Genomic DNA, 17,351 nt, shown 5'->3' with positions numbered 1-17,351 from the left:
ACCGCGCGCAATGGCGAATGAAGTCGCGTGCTCGGTCAGCATTTCGAAGCGGAGATTCGCGAACAACCGGACGTGTGGCGTGCGATTGCGACCTCCGGCAAGGCGCAGGCGCTCGCCGCGGCCATCGACGGACGCGAAATCATCTTGCTCGGCAGCGGTAGTTCACTGTTCATGGCACAGCTTGGTGCACTCGCACTACGCCGGCGTGCCATCCGCGCGCACGCGCTCGCCGCGACCGAAGCCCCGCTGGATCACGTGGCCTATGAGGGCTCGGTGGTCATCGCCGTCTCGCAGAGCGGCCAATCCGAGGACCTGCTTCATGCACTCGACGTCTTGAATCCCAAAGTGTTGATTGCGCTTACCAATACCGCGCACTCGCCGCTCGGCGAGCGGGCGTCGCTGCTCATCGACGTCGGCGCGGGTCCGGAAGTTGCCGTTCCGGCAAGCAAGAGCGTCACGGCAACGGCGGCGATCTTGCTGTGGGCTGCCGGCATCGTGGGCAAGAACCACGATCGCAATGCGGAGACGCTGATCGAAACGGCCGAGGACGTGCGCTCGTGGCTCGACGGCCCGATGGTGGCTGACGTGCGCGACGCCGGCGCGCGTCTGGCGGGCAGGCGCAGCGTGCTCATCTTTGCAACCGGCTACGGCCTTCCGGTCGCGCGCGAATTCGCGCTCAAACTCAAAGAGGCGAGCTACATTCACGCTGAGGGTTTTTCGGCGGGCGAGTTTCGTCACGGTAGCGGCGCGATGCTCGATTCGACGTGTGCCGCTGTCGGAATCGTCGACGATGCATCGCGGCAGGTCGTCAACCGGCCGATGCTCGAGGCCGCCGAGGCGCAGAGCTTGCTCTACGTCATCGGCAACCGGCTCGGGAACATTCCGTTGCTCGGGCCGGTCGTCGGGATACCGTTCAACACGCTGGCATGGCTCGTGGCGGCGCAGATGATCGCGCTCTATACGGGGCGCGCCCGCCACGTCGAGAGCGACGCGCCGCGCGGCCAAGTGAAAGTTCTCGACGCCTAATCCCAGCGGTCGACGATTGCTTTGGCGAGTTCGCCGATCAGTACGCGGCCGGCGTTATCGACCGTCCAGCTTTGGTCGGCGTTATCGTAGGTGTACACCGAAATCACGATTGGGCCGTTACGGGCATACACGATCCCGACGTCACTGCGGGATGCATCGATGGCGCCGCCCTTGTTGGCGACCGTGAGGTTGCCAAGGTAGCGTGGAATGCCTTCGCGCTCGGTCTGATGCATCAACATCTTCAGCGCGGCCGCGCAGAGGGCGCGGTCCTTTTGCGTCGGCTTCGCGGTCGAGCCGGGCGCATTGAGGTCGCAGGTTGCAAAGCGCCGCATGACTTCGGCCATTTCCCGTGCCGTCGTTTTGCCGAGGCCAAACTTCTTTTGATCCGCCGGTTGGGGGCCTACCGGTGGCTTGAAGACCTTCTTGTAGAGCCACGTTTCGCGGAGTCCCATCCAACGGATGCGATCGTCGATATTCTTTAGGCCGAGATGGTCGATTGCCAGGTTGGTTCCGCTGTTGTCGCTCACGACGATCATCATCGTCAGCGCGTCCTTGAACGTGAGACTCAGCGGCGTATCGAACTGGTTCAGAACGCCCGACCCGATGACCTGATTCTCGGGCGTGAGCGTCAGCTTGTCATCGAACCGCACGCGCCCCTCTTGAATCTGCTTGAGCGCCTCGAAAAGGATCGTCAGCTTGATCGTCGAGGCGGTCGGAACAGGCGTGTCGGCGTCGATCGCGACCGTCTTGCCGCTCCGCAAATCGGCGGCATAGAGTGCGACTTTTCCTTGATATCCGGCCGCGATCGCGCGCAACTGTGCCTCGAGTGCGTCATCCGGCCGGGCCGAAGCCGGCCGCGAAGCTGCCAGCAATAACATGACCGCAAGAAATCGGCGCATGGGAACGGCGCATTCGCTGCGCGTATCGTAAGGGCATGCTGCACGTAGTGATTATGGCGTTCTCGATGGCGCAGGTGCTCTCGTATCCGTTTCCGACGACGCTGGTCCGAAGCGCCGATGGGCACGCCATCGCCTATGCCGTCAATCAACGCGGCGATCGCAGCATCTGGGTCGCGCGCGCGCCGCGATTCGTCCCGCGGGAAGTCGTCGCCCTGCATGATGATGACGGCCGTACCATCAGTTGGGTGCAGCTCTCGCGCGACGGCGCTCGCGTGGTCTATCAGTACGGCAGCACACAGAATCCGAGCTTGAGCGTTACCGAGCCGCAGATTCAAATCTGGTCGGCGGACGTTGACGGCGGTGCTTCGCGAATGCTCGGCGTCGGCTCGGCGCCGGCCCTTTCGCCCGACGGATCGCGCGTCGCATTCGAACACGAGGGCGAAGTCTGGATCGCGCCGGTCGACGGTACGTCCCCCGCGAAGCGGCTGTTCTACGATTCCGGCAAGGATTGGGATCTGCAATGGTCGCCGAGCGGTGATGCGCTCGCGTTCGTCTCTGCACGTGGCGATCATTCGTTCATCGGCGTCTATCGCGGCGCCGACCGCCCACTCGAGTTCTTCGCGCCGTCGGTCGCGAACGATCTCGAGCCGCGCTGGTCGCCGGACGGCGCGAGCATCGTCTTCGCGCGCACACCCGGCGCCGGCGGCGCACCGCAATCGCCGCTGCGGATGCCGGTGGTGCCGTGGTCGATTTGGATTGCGCGCGTTTCCGACGGCACGGCGCGCCCGATCTGGCGCAGCCCGGACACCTCGCGCGGCTCCTTCCCGACGCAGGGCGGCGACGTCGATCTCACCTGGCTTGGCAACGCGCGCGTCGCCTTTCTCTGCGAGGCCGACAACTGGCCGCACATCTACGTCGTGAATGCGAACGGCGGCGCGGCACGGCGGTTGACCGCGGGTGAGTTCGCGGTCGTCAGCATGACCGCATCGGATGACGGACGGTCGCTGATCTACGTCGCCAACACCGGTTCGGTGCCCAACGACATCGATCGCTGGCATCTCTTCCGTGTCGATGCGCAGAGCGGAGGGGTCATGCAGCTCACCGCCGGATACAGTTCGCAGTGGTGGCCGATGCCGCTGGCCGGCGACGCGCTCGCATACGTCACCGCAACCGCGCAGCGTCCGCCGCTGGTGGCGCTCGCATCGGCGAACGGAACCGGTGAACGGCTGATCGACGCCGCGCTCATGCCAGCCGATTTTCCGACGCAGCAGCTGGCGGTTCCGAGCGAAGTCACGTATCACGCGCCCGACGGCACGCTGATCCACGCGCAGCTCTTTGCGCCGCGGGGAACGGCACGCGGCCCCGCGATCGTGTTCGTGCACGGTGGTCCGATGCGGCAGATGCTGCTGACCTGGAATCCGATGGATTATTACGACAATTCGTATGCCGTCGACCAATACTTGGTCAGCCGCGGATTTGCCGTGCTCTCGGTCAACTATCGTTCGAGCGTCGATTACGGACACGATTTTCACTACGCCGTTCGCACCGGCTGGGCGGGCGCGAGCGAATATCAAGACGTGCTCGCCGGCGCGCGCTGGCTGCAGCATCAACCGTCGGTCGATCCGGCACGAATCGGCATCTGGGGCGGATCGTGGGGCGGCTATCTCACCGCGCTCGCGCTCGCGCGCAATTCCGACGTCTTCAAAGCCGGCGTCGATTACAGCGGCGTGCACGATCTGATGCACGACGCACTCGATTATTTTCGCAGCTACGGCGAGGGCGCCGAGCGCGTCGATCTCAAACCGTGGCTGCACCTGGCGTGGAACTCCTCACCGGTCGGATCGATCGCGAAATGGCGCTCCCCGGTGCTGCTGATTCAGGGCGATCAAGATCCCGACGTGGCTTTTCATCAACTCGTGGATCTCGTTCCGCGCCTGCAGCAGCAGCACGTTCGCTATCGACTGATCGTGCTGCCGGACGAAGCGCACACGTTCCTGCGCTGGAGCTCGTGGCTTCGGACCGATCAGGCGGCGGCGGCGTTTTTCCAACGGTATATCGGCGATGCAACGCGATAGGTGCTTCCCGCGTGATCGCGGCGCACCGATTCACCGAGCGTGCGCGCCGCGTGCGTTTCGCTTCCGGTGATCACGCGGCGCTCCTCCGCGTCATCGTAGCGCGCGTCGGGCGTATTGCGCAGGCGATCCTCGATACGCGGATCTTCGACCGCGTGATCGACTTCGTGCCCCAGACCGAGCGCCGGCGATTGCCGTCCGCCGCGCGTGGTGCGCAGCGCGCTGTACGGATCCCAGGCGATCTCGTCATTATTGGGATCGAAATGGTCGTCATTGCGGTGATTGATCGTGAGGTGAAAATGACGCCCCGGGTCATGTTCCAGCTTGGAGAAGAGCTTGGCCTCGACCGGGTCCCGCGAGAGGTATGCCTTGGCTTGCTCGTACAGCGCGTCGTCGGCGCGCGGGACGGCGAGCGTTCCGTAATGCACGTACATGCCTCTCCATCACGCGCAGGACGCCCGGTGTCAACCCCTGCCTCCAGGCGGAACCTCTTGACGGAGAGTGGTACGGTAGTAAGGCTCGACTGTGCCAAGCGCGCACCGTGCCATAGGTGCCGAACCGACTTGGTTGACCTAGGGAGCACCAGCTCCGGATACGACGAGAGGGCTTGGGCCTCGTGCCTGCCCGCAAAGCGCCCGGGCCGCACCCACCTGCGAGAACGCAGGTTCAGTTACCTCGCATTGGCAGACGCTACGCGCGGTTGAGTTCGAATTCATCGCGCGCGATCTTCCAGCGGAAGATCGCGTCGCGCATTTCGGTGGTCGTCGCGTCGCCGTCGCCGCGGTCGAGCACCGCGAAGCCGCGAAAGTCTTCCCACCCGCGCAGCCGTACCGGCTCCCGCGCGTCCCACCACAGCAGCACCGTTTTTGGGGCGAGCGCACTCGCATCGCTGGCGGCGTCGAAAACTGCCGGATCGAGCCCGTAGCGCAGCCAGGCGGAATCGGTCTCTTTGGTCACGCGTTTGCAGTCGTGTACGGTGGCCGCGAAGCTCCCAGGCGCGTTGCGCAGCGCCAACGTGACGTTTGCCGCTTTGGCCAGAGCGGCAGCAGCACCGAGTTTGTCGAGCTGTTCGCTCCAAGTGAGTGCGGTCTCGTTGCCGAGGCGTCCGCTCAGCACCGGCGCACCGAGCGCTCGTGCGCGTTCGATCGCGTCGTGCATCGTGACCTCACCGGCGACGAAAAACTCGTCGCTTGCCAGCGCAGCGATCGACAGCCCGAGATCGGTCGCAGCCTTCTTCAGCTGGGCGAGGTAGTCGTCGTCGATGCGCGGAAAATGCCGGTCGTCCAAGACCACGCCGTCGCATCCGATCTCACGCGCCGCGGCATCGAGAAACTCGAGCTGGGTGAGATCCCCGCTTCGGAAGGCTCGATCGAACGCACCGCTGCTGCACGCGAATTTCACGCATACCAGGTTTCAATCGACACGGTCTCGGTACATGTCGGCACCGAGGAAATGATGTTTAGGGCCGCCCCAGGGGAACGTTCAATGGGCAGGTGTGTTTATGCGGCCCATGGTCCGGGGGCCCCACGAAGTGGGGGGCGCGGAGGCTAGGCCGGAGCGCCTTTTGAGCAGTAGTGCTACAGGCCGCGCTTGAACAACTCGCTCCATGCGCATTGCATTGGGGGCCGATCACGCCGGATACGAATACAAAGACCGCATCGCGCAGATCTTGCGCGACGCCGGCCATACGATTCTGGATTACGGCACGCACGGTCCGACGCCGGTGGATTATCCGCAGTATGGCTACGCCGTTGGCGAGGCAGTCGCCAGCGGTCAAGCGGAGCGCGGCATCGTGGTGTGCGGATCGAGTTTGGGCATCTCGATCGCGGCGAACAAAGTGCCGGGCGTGCGCTGCGCGGTCGTGGCCGAGCCGTATTCGGCGGAACTCGCGCGCGGGCACAACGACGCCAACGTGCTCGCGCTCTCGGAGCGTCTGACCGGATGGGACATGATCGAACGCATCGTCGACGTTTTTCTGCACGCACCGTTCGAGGGCGATACGCCCGCGGGCGCGCGACACAAGCATCGCGTCGAGCAGCTCTTCGAATTCGGCGACGCGCAGCGCGAGCGCACCCTCGAAGCGATCGAGGCGGGCAAAGTGACGGGCGCCGCTACGCCGAAAGACCTGCTCTGAGAGGAACCTCATGGATATTCTGACCACGAGCACGCTCGAAGCCCAGGATCCGCAGCTCTACGCGGCGATCGCCGGCGAGGAACGCCGCCAAAAAGAAAACCTCGAGCTGATCGCATCGGAAAATTACGCCAGCCGCGCGGTGCGCGAAGCGATGGCATGCGTGATGACCAACAAGTATGCGGAAGGCTATCCGGGCAAGCGCTACTATGGTGGATGCGAGTGGGTCGACGTGGCCGAGAGTTTGGCGCTCGAACGTCTGCAGCAGCTCTTCGGCGCCGATCATGCCAACGTGCAGCCCCACGCCGGCGCGCAAGCCAACATGGCGGTGTTCATGGCGCAGTTGCAGCCCGGCGACACCGTGCTCGGCATGTCGCTCGCACACGGCGGCCATCTCACCCACGGCACCAAAGTCAGTTTCAGCGGCAAATTGTATAACGCGGTCGCATACGGCGTGCGCAAAGATACGGAGCTGATCGATTTCGAGGAAGTGCGCGCGCTGGCGCGCGAACACAAACCGAAGCTGATCATCGCCGGCGCGAGCGCGTATCCGCGCGTGATGGAGTACGCGCCGTTCCGCGAGATCGCCGACGAGGTCGGCGCCGCGCTGTTGGTCGACATGGCGCACATCGCGGGACTCGTCGCGGTGGATCTCCATCCCTCGCCGATTCCGTTCGCCGAATTCGTCACCTCGACGACGCACAAGACGCTGCGCGGTCCGCGCGGCGGCTTCGTGCTCTGCAAAGCAGCCTATGCGCAGGCGATCGACAAGAGCGTCTTTCCGGGCATTCAAGGCGGCCCGTTGATGCACACGATCGCGGCCAAAGCCGTCGCGTTCGGCGAAGCGCTGCAGCCCTCGTTCAAAACCTATCAACGCAATGTGATCGACAATGCGCGCGCGATGGCCGAGGAGTTCGTGCGCGGCGGTCTGCGCCTGGTCGCGGGCGGCACCGATACCCACTTGATGCTGGTCGACGTGTCGGTCAAAAACCTGACCGGACGTGCGGTCGAAGCGTACTTAGATCGAATCGGCATCACGGTCAACAAGAACGCGATCCCCTACGACCAGCAGAAGCCGGTGGTCGCAAGCGGTATCCGGATCGGAACCCCCGCCATCACCTCGCGCGGACTGGGGATCGAGGAATGTCGCGAGGTCGCGCGCATCATGGTCGACGCGTTGGCCGATATTGAGACCGAAGTCGCAATAGAACGGTTGCGCGGGCGGGTCCGCGACCTCACGTCGCGATTTGACGTGCCATAAGCAAGCAATAGCTCGCGTGCTTTCGCGGCTTTAACGCACGCGCTCTCAACGGACTCTCAGGTCACGGCGTATCGTGTCCATTAGGTGTTAATCGCTAACCATCGGGTCTCATCCTCACACGGTTCGATTTCGCCGGCGACCGAAGCCGTCTTCATTCATAGCGGCTGGCGTTCTGCCGGGACTTGGATTTGGAGTGAGTTTCGTTCCAAGGCTCACACGATGGCCTTCTATGAACCTTTGCACGAGCTGCTCCACGATATGACCGTCGACGGCATTCGAAAATCGGGACCGGCGAGCTGGGACTCGGGGCATCCTGCCGGCGCTCCGTACTTCGAGGAGTTCACGCCGCTCATCAAGCGGCGCGGCGTGACGCGCTACGATCGCGCTTTCGCATTCGATCGGTATTTTATCGAGCGCGACGCGCTCGAGCCGAAGCTTTTTGCCTATCTCTCCTCGTTGATCGAACTCGCGCGCAGGTCCAACAAGACCGCCGTCTTCAAATTTTGCCGTTCCCTTGGAAGGGTCGCGTGGATGCGCGCGCATTTCCCCCGTGCATTTCACCTGGGAATCGTGCGCGATCCGATCGCGCAGTGGAACTCGGCGCGGCGCCGGACGCAATCCGGAGACGTCTACTTTCTTGCCGCTCCGCTCGCGATTCTTGCTCGCAACCAAGCCGAACCCATGGTGGCGCTCACTGTCGCGCAATTTGGTCTCCGTCTTCCGTCGATTCGCGGCCGGGATTTCGAAAAGGTGCTTGCGCAGAGCGTCCGGTTCGTCGAGAGCGCGCCCGCTGCCGTGCTGTACAGGAGTTTCTTGGCGTTCTGGCTGGTCACTGCGTGCAAATCGCTCCCCTACACCGATGCCACGATCGATGCGGATGCGCTCGCCCGGTCCGCGCTCTACCGTAAGCAGATCGAGCGCACACTCGAGCCCTCCATCGGCCTCGAGGTAAACCTCGAACAGGCACGCACGCCGACGTCGAACGGCGTCGGCTTCGATTTGGAGGCCGGCGAGATCGAGATCGCGCACCGGCAAGCGGCCGGCGCGCTCACCGCGATTGCAGCGTCACTCGGGGCGCAGGCCTCCGGTTCGATCGGTACGGTTGCACGCAAGCTCTGGGCCGAGACTCAGCAAGAAGAACGCGCGATATAAAGCGCGAAACGCGGAGCCGTGGCGGTTTCGGTAGTCTGTTTCGATCTGTACGGCACCCTCTTCGACTTGGACGGATTGGAGCCGCTGGTACGCGAGTACACCCCAATGGCCGAAGCGATGTGCGAGGAATGGAGGCGTCGCCAACTGCAGCTCGCCGGCGTTGCAAATTCGAGCGGGCGCTACATGGACTTCGATCGGGTCACGCTCGTCGCACTTCATGAGATCGCGCCGCGCTTCCACCTCCGCCTTGCGCCGTCCGACCAGAAGCGCCTGATCGACGCGTGGGCTGCGTTGCCGGTCTTCGACGACGTGCTGCCGGCGCTCCAGACGATCACCACCCGTAAGCTGCCGATACTCGCCCTTACCAATGCGGTCGCGTCGACCGCGCGTAACGCGCTCGCGCACGCGGAAATCGCCGAGTATTTCCGCGACGTGCTTTCGGCTGACACGGTCAAGGTGTACAAGCCGAACGCGGCCGTCTACGGTCAAGTCACGACCAACGGCCTATATCCCGAAGACGTCCTCTTTTTCTCGTCCAACGACTGGGACGCGATGGGAGCGAGTCAAGCCGGGTTCCACAGCGTGTGGGTCAATCGGCGGGGCGCGCTGGCGGGCATGCGCAACGAGCGCACGATACCGGGACTCCACGCGGTCGAGAGCGTGCTCGACGAGCTCGGCGCCGGTATTCGCTAGCGCCGGTATGCGCTAACGAAGCTTGGCTTCGTCGATGCCGAGCGCGTCGACTGCAGCGGCGAGCGCCGCCAAGAGCGCGCAGGCAAACGCGACGCCGCGAAATCCGCTCTCGAATGCATGAATCGAGGCGCGCGCAATCGCAGGATCGCTGAAATGCGCGCCCCCGAGGCGGTCGCTCTGCGCTGCGGCGGCGAGACGCTGGTGCGCGGTCGCGTGAAGCGCGTCGAGCGAGCGATTCATCGAACGGTCGTAGAGCGCCGCGAGCAATACGGTGAGCGCAGCGATCGCAAGTAATCCGGCGATGCGCGAGACCGCGTTGTTGATGCCCGAGGCGATGCCGACGTCGCCCGCGTCGGCGGCGCCGATCATGGTCGTGGTGAGCGGCGCGACGGTAATACCCATACCGAGCCCGACGCCGAGCAAACCCGGCAGAAATCCGACTACGTAACCCTGCCGCGGTTCGAGCAGCGCCAGCAAAGCAAAACCGGCGGCGACGACCGACGGTCCGATCGTCAGCACGAGGCGCGGACCGAAGCGCCTCGCTAGCATGGCCCCCGCGCGCGAGAGCACAACCAGCGCCAGCGGCATCGGGAGCGTCGCGAACGCGGTTTGCAGCGCGGTGTAATGATGTGCTTGGATCATCGCAAAGGGAAGCTCGTAGAACAGCCCGCCGAGCGCGCCGTAAAGAAAGAGCGTTGCCAGGTTGATCGCACCAAAGGTACGCGAAGAGAAAATAGCGGGCGGCACGAGTGGTGCGCGCGCGCGACGTTCGCGTACGAGAAAGAGCCCCAGGAGCGCGACGCCGCCCGCGGCCGCGGCGTCGACACTCGGATTTCTCCACCCGCTTGAGCTTGCAACGATCAACGCGAACGTGATGCCGCCGAGCCCGAGCGTGCCGAGCAGCGCTCCGAGCAGGTCGAGTTCGCGCGGTGCATCGGGATTGCGGCTTTCGCTCACATGGCGCAGCGACGAGACGACGACCAGTGCGGCAAGCGGAACGGTGATCCAGAAGACCGAGCGCCAACCAAACGTGTCGATCAACGCGCCGCCGAGTGCGGGTCCGAGCGTAGAGGTCAGCGCGCTAAAGGCCGACCACGCGGCGATGGCGCGACCGCGGGCATCGCCCGAAAAATGATCTCCGAGGATCGCTAGGCTCGCCGGCGCAAGCAGCATGCCGCCCAATCCTTGTATCGTCCGCGCAACGAGCATCGATGGAATAGACCACGCGAACGCACAGCCGATCGAGCTGCACGCGAAGAGCGCTGCGCCCAAAATGAAAATGCGCTTACGGCCGTAGCGATCGGCGAGTGCGCCGCCCAGCAGCATCAACGATCCGAGAACAAGCGTATAAAGTTCGACGATCCACGCGACGTTGCCGGCGGACGTGTGAAATTCGCGCTGGATTTCCGGCAACGCGAGTGCAACGACCGAACCGTCGATGAACACGAGGCTCGAGCCGACGATCGTCGCGAGCAACACCCAGGTATCGCGTGCGCGCATACGAAACCGAGTTGCATGCCAGGGAGCTCCACCCTCCACGTCGTCGATCACCCGGCCGTCGCCGATCGTCTCGCCCGTCTCCGCGATCGCTCGACCGCGACGCCCGTCTTCCGAAAGCTGATCGAAGAGCTGGGCGCGTTTCTCGCCTATGAGGCGACCCGTTCGCTTCCGCTGCGCGAGGAACGCATCACCACACCGTTGATCGAGACGACCGCGCAGCGCATCGCGACGCGCCCCGTCGTCGCTCCGGTATTGCGCGCGGGGCTGGGACTGTTGCCCGGCTTTCTCGATGTGATCGACGACGCGGTCGTGGCGCATTTGGGTTTTTATCGCGACCCCGAGTCGTTGCGTCCGGTGCCCTACTACGCGAACATGCCGCCGGAGCTGGGCGATCGTCACGTCTTCGTTCTCGATCCGATGCTCGCCACCGGAAACTCGGGCGTCGCCGCACTCGATGCGTTGGCCGAACGCGGTGCGCGCGCGATGACGTTTGTCTGCGTCATCGCCGCACCCGAAGGCGTGCGGCGCGTGCACGCCGCGCATCCGCAGGCGGTCATCGTGGCGGCCGCGCTCGACGCGGGGCTGAACGATCACGCCTATATCGTGCCGGGTCTGGGCGATGCCGGCGATCGGATGTTCGGCAGCCTCACCTCGGTGCCGGCCGCGATGCGGGTGCGAACGCCGTGAACCTGCGTCCCGGCTGGGACGAGTATTTCATGCAGATCGCGCGCACGGTCGCGACCCGGGCAACCTGCCCGCGCGCGTCGGTCGGAGCGGTGCTGGTGCGCGAGCATCGCATTCTAACGACCGGCTACAACGGAGCGCCGCGCGGCGTGCCGCATTGCACGCAAGCGGGTTGCATCGTCGTGAACGACCACTGCCAGCGCGCGACACACGCCGAAGCCAATGCCATCGTGCAGGGCGCGCTTCACGGCGTCTCACTCCAGGGCGCGACCGCGTATTGTACGCACCAGCCGTGCGTGAGCTGCTCGAAATTGTTGATCAGCGCGGGCATCGTCAAGATCGTCTACGATGAAGCCTACCCGGATCCGGTCGCAATCGAACTGCTCGATGAAGCCGAGGTCGCGCTGGTCCCGTACGCTTCGCTCGAGAGCGCGCGCTCGTGACCGCCGCGCTGATCTACTTCATCACCTTCGCCGTCGCTGCAGTCGTCGTTGCCGCGACGACGCCGCTGGTGATTCGCCTCGCGACCCATCTGGAGATCGTCGACGGAACGGAAGCCGAGCGGCGCATGCATGCGGTGCCTCCGCCGCGTACGGGCGGTATCGCGGTCTTTTTCGGGTTCACCTTTGCGCTTTTCGTCGTCCTGGGTTTCGCCCTCAGTTCACCGTACGCGCTCTATCCGTCGGTCGCCCATCTGGGCGTGCACCAGAAGGTCAACGCGATCGCCGATCAATTCGACGCGGTGCACCGCCTCGTCGGTCTGCTCTTCGGCAGCATGCTGATCCTGGCCGTCGGGCTGTGGGACGACATCATGCAGATGCGGCCGCGGAACAAATTCTTCGCGCAGATCGTCGTCGCGCTGATCTCGATGCTCTACGGCTTCATCATCCCCGGCATCACGAATCCGTTCGACCACAACATGCACACCAACTGGATCGACTTTCCGATCTGGGTTTCGATTCCGCTCACGCTTTTCTGGTACGTCGCCATGATGAACGCGATCAACTTCATCGACGGGCTCGACGGCTTGCTCCCGGGGTTTACGCTGATCTCGACGCTCTTTCTCTTCGCGATCTCGGTCGTGCACGCGAACCCGGTGGTCGCGCTGGTCGTCATCGCGCTCGCCGGCGCCTCGCTCGGCTTTCTGCCCTACAATTTCAATCCGGCGAAGATCATCTTGGGCGATTCCGGCTCGCTCTTCATCGGGTACGTCTTCGCTACGGTTTCGATCATCGGCGCGAGCAAGACCGCGATCGCGATTTCCATCGTCGTGCCGCTGGTCGTATTGGCCCTCCCGATCCTCGACACGGCAGCCGTGATCATCCGGCGCGCGCGCGCAGGCAAAAGCATAACCGAAGCCGATCGCGGGCACTTCCACCACCAGCTGATCTTTCGCTTCGGGCTCAACGTGCGCCAGGCCGTGCTGCTGATCTACGCCGTCTGTTTCGTGCTCGGGTTCGTCGCGCTCGCGCTCTCGGGCGAGTTCACTCACGTCTTCCGTCATTCACTGTAGATGAGCGAAAAGAAATTGCGCGTGATGACCGTGTTCGGTACGCGACCCGACACGATCAAGATGGCTCCGGTCGTGCACGCGCTGCGCGCGCACGAGCAAATCGACGATCTCGTGTGCGTGACGGCGCAGCACCGCAAGATGCTCGACGATCTGCTCGATCTCTTCGCGATTCGGCCGCAGTTCGATCTGGATATCATGACCGACGACCAAACGCTGACCCAGATCACGACGCGCGTGCTCGAGGGGATGGAACCGGTTTTGCAGGAAGCGCGGCCCGACGTCGTGCTGGTGCACGGCGACACGACGACCAGTACCACCGCCGCGCTGGCCGCGTTCTACCAGCAGATTCCCGTCGGCCACGTCGAGGCGGGTCTGCGCACCAACGACCGCTGGCTGCCTTTCCCCGAAGAGATGAACCGCCGTTTGACCGGCACGATCGCGTCGTACCACTTCGCACCGACGGCGCTGGCGCGCGAACATCTGCTGCGCGAAAGCGTCAGCCCGGATGACATCATCGTCACCGGCAACACGGTGATCGACGCCTTCCTCGAAACCGCGCGGCGCGACGATCTGCCGGTGCCGCCGCGCTTGGACGAACTCGATCCGGCGCGTGCGGTGGTGCTCGTCACCGCTCACCGCCGCGAGAACCATCCCTACATGCGCGAAATGTGCGAAGCCTTGCGTGAGATCGCCCTGTTGCCCTCTCACCCGCAGATCTATTGGCCGGTGCATCCCTCGCCGCGCGTGCGGCCGGTCGCGTTCGAGGTGCTGGGCGGCGTGCCGGGCGTCGTGCTGGTCGAACCGATCGATTACGCGGCGATGGTGGCTGCCGTCAAAGCCGCGACGTTCGTGCTCACCGATTCGGGCGGATTACAAGAGGAAGCGCCGACGATCGGCAAGCCGGTGTTGGTGATGCGCGAGGAGACCGAGCGCCCCGAAGGACTGGAAGCCGGAACGCTCGAGCTGGTCGGGCACGACCGCGCCGCGATCGTCGCCGCTGCGCGCCGCCTGCTCACCGATCCCGCCGCTTATGCGCGCATGGCACGCGCGGTCAATCCGTACGGTGATGCGCACGCCGCGCCGCGCATCGTGCAGTGGCTGCTCGCGCGTCTGCGTGGCGCCGCTTATCCCGACGCCTTCGACGTCGCGCGCGCGTAGCGTCCTTCGAACCGTTCCTCGATTTCTTCGAGCGTGCGGCCCTTGGTTTCGGGTAGGAAAAATGCTGCGGTGATGAAGTAGACGACCGTGCAAGCGGCAAAGACGAAGAACATGCTCGCATAGCCATGCCGCGCGACGGTCGGCAAGAAGATCGCAGCGATCGTCGTCGATGTCGCTTGGTTGAGCACGAGCGCGATGCTCATGCCGTTCGAGCGAATGCGCGTCGGCATCAGTTCGGAGAGCGCAAGCCAGACGACGACGCCCGGACCCACCGCGAAGAACGCCATAAAAAGATAGAGGGTGAGCGCAACGAGCCATCCGTTGCTCGCGGGCGGCACCGGCGTGATATATGCCGAGATGATGCGCAACGGCGCCGAACGCGCGGCTTCGATATTGCCGAATGGACTGCTCGCCGAGCCCGAGAGGATAGCCTCGATCCGATTGGCCGGAACGTTGCGCCTGATCTCGATCGGCGTTGTAACCTCATCGGATCGCACCGCATTCGTCACCGAACTGAAATCGCCGTAGGCGTACCCGATGACGAGCGACTCTGCGCCGCCGTTCGCCGCCGCACCCACCGAGGTCAGCAGTCTGTTTGCCGTCGCTCGATCGAAGCGGAGCGTGAGCGTCTGGTCGGGCTTGACCATGCGGGCAACGGCTGCCGTGACATCGACGTGACGCGCCTCCGTTCGGTGAAAGAGTACGCCGGTTGCGAGCAAGGAAAGAATGATCCCGGCGCTGCCGACGGTCAGCAAAATCTTTCGGCCGACGCGGTCGACGAGCAGCACGGCCACGATCGTCAGGAGTAAGTTGACGAAATTGAAGAGCAGGCTGCCGACGTGCGCCCAATAGTCGTTCAACCCCGCCTGCAGCAGGATCGTCGTGTTGTAGGGAATGATCGAGTTGATTCCGGTGAGCTGGTTGCAGGTCAGGATGACGCACGCCAGCAGAAACGGGATCACGTATTTGCGCTGCAGCAGCGTACCGTGCTCGCGCGGCGCGCGATCCTTGAGCGGACCCTGAGCGCGAATCGCAAGCCAGCGCGGCGATTCGGCGAGCGCGAGCGTGCCGAACGTGAAGAGCAGCCCGAACGGAAACGAGATCCAGAACGTGCTGCGCCAGGCGTGATCTTTGAAGGCGAAGATCGTCGCGGCGCTCGCGCTCGTCGCGATCCCTGCGAGCTCGTGACTGAAGTAGAGCGCGATGAGGCTGGAGAGCACGATCCCGACGACCAGCAGCAGTTGAAAGAGCCCGGTTCCCTTACCGCGATCCTTCTCGTTCAAGCACTCCGCGAGATAGAGGGGGACGACGACACCGATCAGCCCGCCGCTGATGCCTTGCAAAAGCCGTCCCCCCACCAGCGCGTCGAAGCCATGCGCGAGCGCGATCAACGGAACGCTGACGCAAAAGAGCGCACCGGTCGCGGTCATCAACCACTTCCGGCCGATCCAATCGGCCAGCGCGCCGGCGAAGAGCGTCGAGAACACGGTGCCGAGCAAGACAGCCGCGACCACGATCGAAAGCTGGGCCGGTGAAAACCCGGTGGTAGCGGTCAGATACGGGAGCACGCCCCCGATGATCCCGACGTCGATCCCGTAGAGCAGCCCACCCAGGCCGGCCACGATCAGAAGGAAGCCGTTGTAGACGCGCGGCGACATCGGAGAGAGTTGTACGCGCTGCGGGCGAAAGGACCCGTCACTCATGCGAAGTGCCCTCACCGCCGGCTCCACCTTCGCCGCTGCCGTCCTGCTCGGGTTCGGAGGCGGGCTTGCGCTCGCTCACCGCACCGGCATCGCGCTTTGGGCGATTGCCGGGCTTTTCGTCGGGGTCGCGGTTGGCGGGGCCGTTGCGATGCGCGCCTTACTGCAGGCGGGAAAATAGAGGAAGATGACGTACGTAGGTCTCGCTCGCGCGATCCTTTTTGCGTCTCTTGCGGTAGCCGTAGGCCTGGCCTGCGGCTATCTGAACCTCCGGCTTCTTAGCGCCGCGGGAGAGCGGCTGGTCGAGTCGGGCTCTTCGAAGTCCTTCGTCTTAAGTAGTTTGTCGCGAGTGGGGGCCTTCGCTATAGTCGCGGTGGCATTTGCGGCGGCCGGCCCCTGGTGGTGCTGCCTTTTGTATATTGCCGGTCTTTTGATACCCATGGCGCTCTACGCCGCCCGCGTGGTGCGCGGTACTAAAAGTTAGAGAGTAGTAACGAGACTTTGCACGAGCAAATCGGTCAACACGCGGTGTGGCAGCTCTTCCCCGGAACCCTCTTCGGCATTGCCTGGGGTCGGGTCCACATCGACACGGTCTTGACCACCTGGATCGTCATGGCGATGACTCTTCCGCTCTTTGCATGGATGGGCGCGTCGTACCGTTCGGCCTTCGTCAACAAGCGCCAGACGTTCGTCGAGGGCGTGATCAATTATTTCGCCGATCTCGCCCACGGATCGATGGGCAAGCGAGCCGAGCCGTTCGTGCCGTTCTTCGTTGCGCTCGTCATCTTCATTTTTCTGTTGAACGAGTTTGGCGCGTTTCCATTCAAGGAGCCGCTCGAGCTGGCATTCGGCGGTTCGCCGACTGCCGACCTGAGCACGGCCGCCGCCCTGGCCGTGCTGGTCTTCATCATGATTCAATTCAGCGGCATTCGGCGCCAGGGGTTGGGTTTCTACAAGCACCTCGCCCAGCCGTTTTCGTACATGGTGCCGCTCAATCTCTTCGAAGAGTTCATCCGGCCGCTTACGCTCGCGCTTCGTCTGTTTTTCAACATCTTCATCGGAGAGCTGTTGCTCTTCGTGGTCGTGCAGATCATCACCGCGCACGTGAAGATCGGCTTCTTCAATCTCTCGCTCGCTGCGGCGATTGGACCGCTCTTCATCGAGATCTTCAACTTCCTAATCGGTTTGCTGCAAGCGTTCGTTTTTGCCTTGCTGTCGGTCGTTTATCTCTCTCTTGCGCTCGCCGACGAGCACTGATTTCCAAGAAAGGACATTACGTTGAGCCCTGAAGTCATTATCGCATCGGTCTCCCTGCTCGCCTTCGCGATCATCACCGCCGGCTTCGCCCTCGGAACGACGATCGGTGACGGTGTGGTCAGTTCGCGGGCGGTCGAAGCGATCGCGCGCCAACCCGAAGCGCGCGGCAACATCATGCAGTTCCTGATCATCGGCGTCGGATTCGTCGAAGGGAACGCCTTCATCGCACTGGGCTTGGGCCTCTTCATCCTCTTTGCTCCGACCGCGCTTCCGCTCGTCGGCAAGGCGCTGGCAGGCCACTAGCG

The 17,351-nt window shown here is 63.9% G+C and carries 18 protein-coding genes; 13 read left to right on the top strand and 5 right to left on the bottom strand.

Annotation, left to right across the window (positions count from 1 at the left end; genetic code table 11):
- Window positions 1–27 precede the first annotated feature (27 nt).
- A complete protein-coding gene (locus VMF11_16170; GenBank protein ID HTU71840.1) occupies window positions 28–1,026 on the top strand; it encodes an SIS domain-containing protein in 999 nt (332 codons plus the stop codon).
- Here VMF11_16170 and VMF11_16165 read toward each other — a convergent pair.
- Complete coding sequence (locus tag VMF11_16165; protein HTU71839.1) at window positions 1,023–1,925, bottom strand: serine hydrolase; 903 nt, start codon at window positions 1,923–1,925, stop codon at window positions 1,023–1,025. The genes VMF11_16170 and VMF11_16165 overlap by 4 nt on opposite strands.
- A 35-nt stretch (window positions 1,926–1,960) precedes the next feature.
- On the opposite strand from VMF11_16165, the gene VMF11_16160 reads away from it, so the two are divergent.
- Window positions 1,961–4,000 carry a prolyl oligopeptidase family serine peptidase gene (locus VMF11_16160; protein HTU71838.1) on the top strand — a complete coding sequence of 680 codons (2,040 nt, stop codon included), beginning with the start codon at window positions 1,961–1,963 and terminating at the stop codon, window positions 3,998–4,000.
- Here the strand turns inward: VMF11_16160 and VMF11_16155 are convergent.
- Window positions 3,949–4,425: a hypothetical protein gene (locus VMF11_16155; GenBank protein ID HTU71837.1), complete on the bottom strand. Its 477-nt coding sequence runs from the start codon at window positions 4,423–4,425 to the stop codon at window positions 3,949–3,951. The genes VMF11_16160 and VMF11_16155 overlap by 52 nt on opposite strands.
- Before the next feature lie 262 nt (window positions 4,426–4,687).
- Window positions 4,688–5,398, bottom strand: coding sequence for a TIM barrel protein (locus tag VMF11_16150; GenBank protein ID HTU71836.1), 711 nt, complete (start codon window positions 5,396–5,398; stop codon window positions 4,688–4,690).
- Between the two features lie 205 nt (window positions 5,399–5,603).
- Between VMF11_16150 and rpiB the strand changes: the two genes are divergently transcribed.
- From rpiB to VMF11_16130, 4 genes are all read left to right on the top strand, one after another.
- On the top strand, window positions 5,604–6,131 hold the full coding sequence (gene rpiB / locus VMF11_16145; GenBank protein ID HTU71835.1) for a ribose 5-phosphate isomerase B: 528 nt from the start codon (window positions 5,604–5,606) through the stop codon (window positions 6,129–6,131).
- A 10-nt stretch (window positions 6,132–6,141) separates the two neighbouring features.
- Window positions 6,142–7,389, top strand: a complete 1,248-nt coding sequence (glyA, locus tag VMF11_16140) for a serine hydroxymethyltransferase (protein ID HTU71834.1) — start codon at window positions 6,142–6,144, stop codon at window positions 7,387–7,389.
- Between the two features lie 219 nt (window positions 7,390–7,608).
- Window positions 7,609–8,541, top strand: a complete 933-nt coding sequence (locus tag VMF11_16135) for a hypothetical protein (GenBank protein HTU71833.1) — start codon at window positions 7,609–7,611, stop codon at window positions 8,539–8,541.
- Window positions 8,542–8,559: 18 nt separating this feature from the next.
- Complete coding sequence (locus VMF11_16130) at window positions 8,560–9,234, top strand: haloacid dehalogenase type II (GenBank protein HTU71832.1); 675 nt, start codon at window positions 8,560–8,562, stop codon at window positions 9,232–9,234.
- A gap of 12 nt (window positions 9,235–9,246) precedes the next feature.
- On the opposite strand, the gene VMF11_16125 is transcribed toward VMF11_16130, so the two are convergent.
- Window positions 9,247–10,734 (bottom strand): MFS transporter, encoded by a 1,488-nt coding sequence (locus VMF11_16125; GenBank protein HTU71831.1) that lies wholly within the window; start codon window positions 10,732–10,734, stop codon window positions 9,247–9,249.
- Between the two features lie 15 nt (window positions 10,735–10,749).
- Here VMF11_16125 and upp point away from each other — a divergent pair, with 15 nt between their 5' ends.
- The 4 genes from upp to wecB are packed head-to-tail and all read left to right on the top strand — an operon-like array spanning window position 10,750 to window position 14,089.
- Window positions 10,750–11,421, top strand: a complete 672-nt coding sequence (gene upp, locus VMF11_16120; protein ID HTU71830.1) for a uracil phosphoribosyltransferase — start codon at window positions 10,750–10,752, stop codon at window positions 11,419–11,421.
- Entirely contained in the window at window positions 11,418–11,861 is a 444-nt protein-coding gene (locus tag VMF11_16115; GenBank protein ID HTU71829.1) for a cytidine/deoxycytidylate deaminase family protein, read from the top strand. The genes upp and VMF11_16115 overlap by 4 nt, the downstream gene beginning before the upstream one ends.
- A complete protein-coding gene (locus VMF11_16110) occupies window positions 11,858–12,931 on the top strand; it encodes an MraY family glycosyltransferase (GenBank protein ID HTU71828.1) in 1,074 nt (357 codons plus the stop codon). The genes VMF11_16115 and VMF11_16110 overlap by 4 nt, the downstream gene beginning before the upstream one ends.
- Before the next feature lie 24 nt (window positions 12,932–12,955).
- On the top strand, window positions 12,956–14,089 hold the full coding sequence (gene wecB, locus VMF11_16105; protein HTU71827.1) for a UDP-N-acetylglucosamine 2-epimerase (non-hydrolyzing): 1,134 nt from the start codon (window positions 12,956–12,958) through the stop codon (window positions 14,087–14,089).
- Here the strand turns inward: wecB and VMF11_16100 are convergent.
- Window positions 14,056–15,792, bottom strand: coding sequence for an MFS transporter (locus VMF11_16100; protein ID HTU71826.1), 1,737 nt, complete (start codon window positions 15,790–15,792; stop codon window positions 14,056–14,058). The two genes, wecB and VMF11_16100, sit on opposite strands and share 34 nt — an antisense overlap.
- On the opposite strand from VMF11_16100, the gene VMF11_16095 reads away from it, so the two are divergent.
- From VMF11_16095 to atpE, 3 genes are all read left to right on the top strand, one after another.
- Window positions 15,791–15,970, top strand: coding sequence for a hypothetical protein (locus VMF11_16095; protein ID HTU71825.1), 180 nt, complete (start codon window positions 15,791–15,793; stop codon window positions 15,968–15,970). The two genes, VMF11_16100 and VMF11_16095, sit on opposite strands and share 2 nt — an antisense overlap.
- Before the next feature lie 320 nt (window positions 15,971–16,290).
- Window positions 16,291–17,046, top strand: a complete 756-nt coding sequence (gene atpB, locus VMF11_16090; GenBank protein ID HTU71824.1) for a F0F1 ATP synthase subunit A — start codon at window positions 16,291–16,293, stop codon at window positions 17,044–17,046.
- A gap of 21 nt (window positions 17,047–17,067) precedes the next feature.
- A complete protein-coding gene (atpE, locus tag VMF11_16085) occupies window positions 17,068–17,349 on the top strand; it encodes an ATP synthase F0 subunit C (protein ID HTU71823.1) in 282 nt (93 codons plus the stop codon).
- Window positions 17,350–17,351: the final 2 nt, after the last annotated feature.

It is taken from the genome of Candidatus Baltobacteraceae bacterium, assembly GCA_035502855.1.
Lineage (GTDB): Bacteria > Vulcanimicrobiota > Vulcanimicrobiia > Vulcanimicrobiales > Vulcanimicrobiaceae > Aquilonibacter.
The sequence above is the reverse complement of the archived record's forward strand: the minus strand, read 5'-3'. Positions and strand labels throughout refer to the sequence as shown.

What these genes read in the sequence shown, in the direction of transcription:
- rpiB (HTU71835.1), top strand. Translation starts at nt 5,604, where the DNA reads ATGCGCATTGCATTGGGGGCCGATCACGCCGGATACGAATACAAAGAC.
- VMF11_16095 (HTU71825.1), top strand. Translation starts at nt 15,791, where the DNA reads ATGCGAAGTGCCCTCACCGCCGGCTCCACCTTCGCCGCTGCCGTCCTG.
- VMF11_16125 (HTU71831.1), bottom strand. Translation starts at nt 10,734, where the DNA reads ATGCGCGCACGCGATACCTGGGTGTTGCTCGCGACGATCGTCGGCTCG.
- wecB (HTU71827.1), top strand. Translation starts at nt 12,956, where the DNA reads ATGACCGTGTTCGGTACGCGACCCGACACGATCAAGATGGCTCCGGTC.
- VMF11_16100 (HTU71826.1), bottom strand. Translation starts at nt 15,792, where the DNA reads ATGAGTGACGGGTCCTTTCGCCCGCAGCGCGTACAACTCTCTCCGATG.
- VMF11_16160 (HTU71838.1), top strand. Translation starts at nt 1,961, where the DNA reads ATGCTGCACGTAGTGATTATGGCGTTCTCGATGGCGCAGGTGCTCTCG.
- upp (HTU71830.1), top strand. Translation starts at nt 10,750, where the DNA reads ATGCCAGGGAGCTCCACCCTCCACGTCGTCGATCACCCGGCCGTCGCC.
- VMF11_16165 (HTU71839.1), bottom strand. Translation starts at nt 1,925, where the DNA reads ATGCGCCGATTTCTTGCGGTCATGTTATTGCTGGCAGCTTCGCGGCCG.
- glyA (HTU71834.1), top strand. Translation starts at nt 6,142, where the DNA reads ATGGATATTCTGACCACGAGCACGCTCGAAGCCCAGGATCCGCAGCTC.
- VMF11_16135 (HTU71833.1), top strand. Translation starts at nt 7,609, where the DNA reads ATGGCCTTCTATGAACCTTTGCACGAGCTGCTCCACGATATGACCGTC.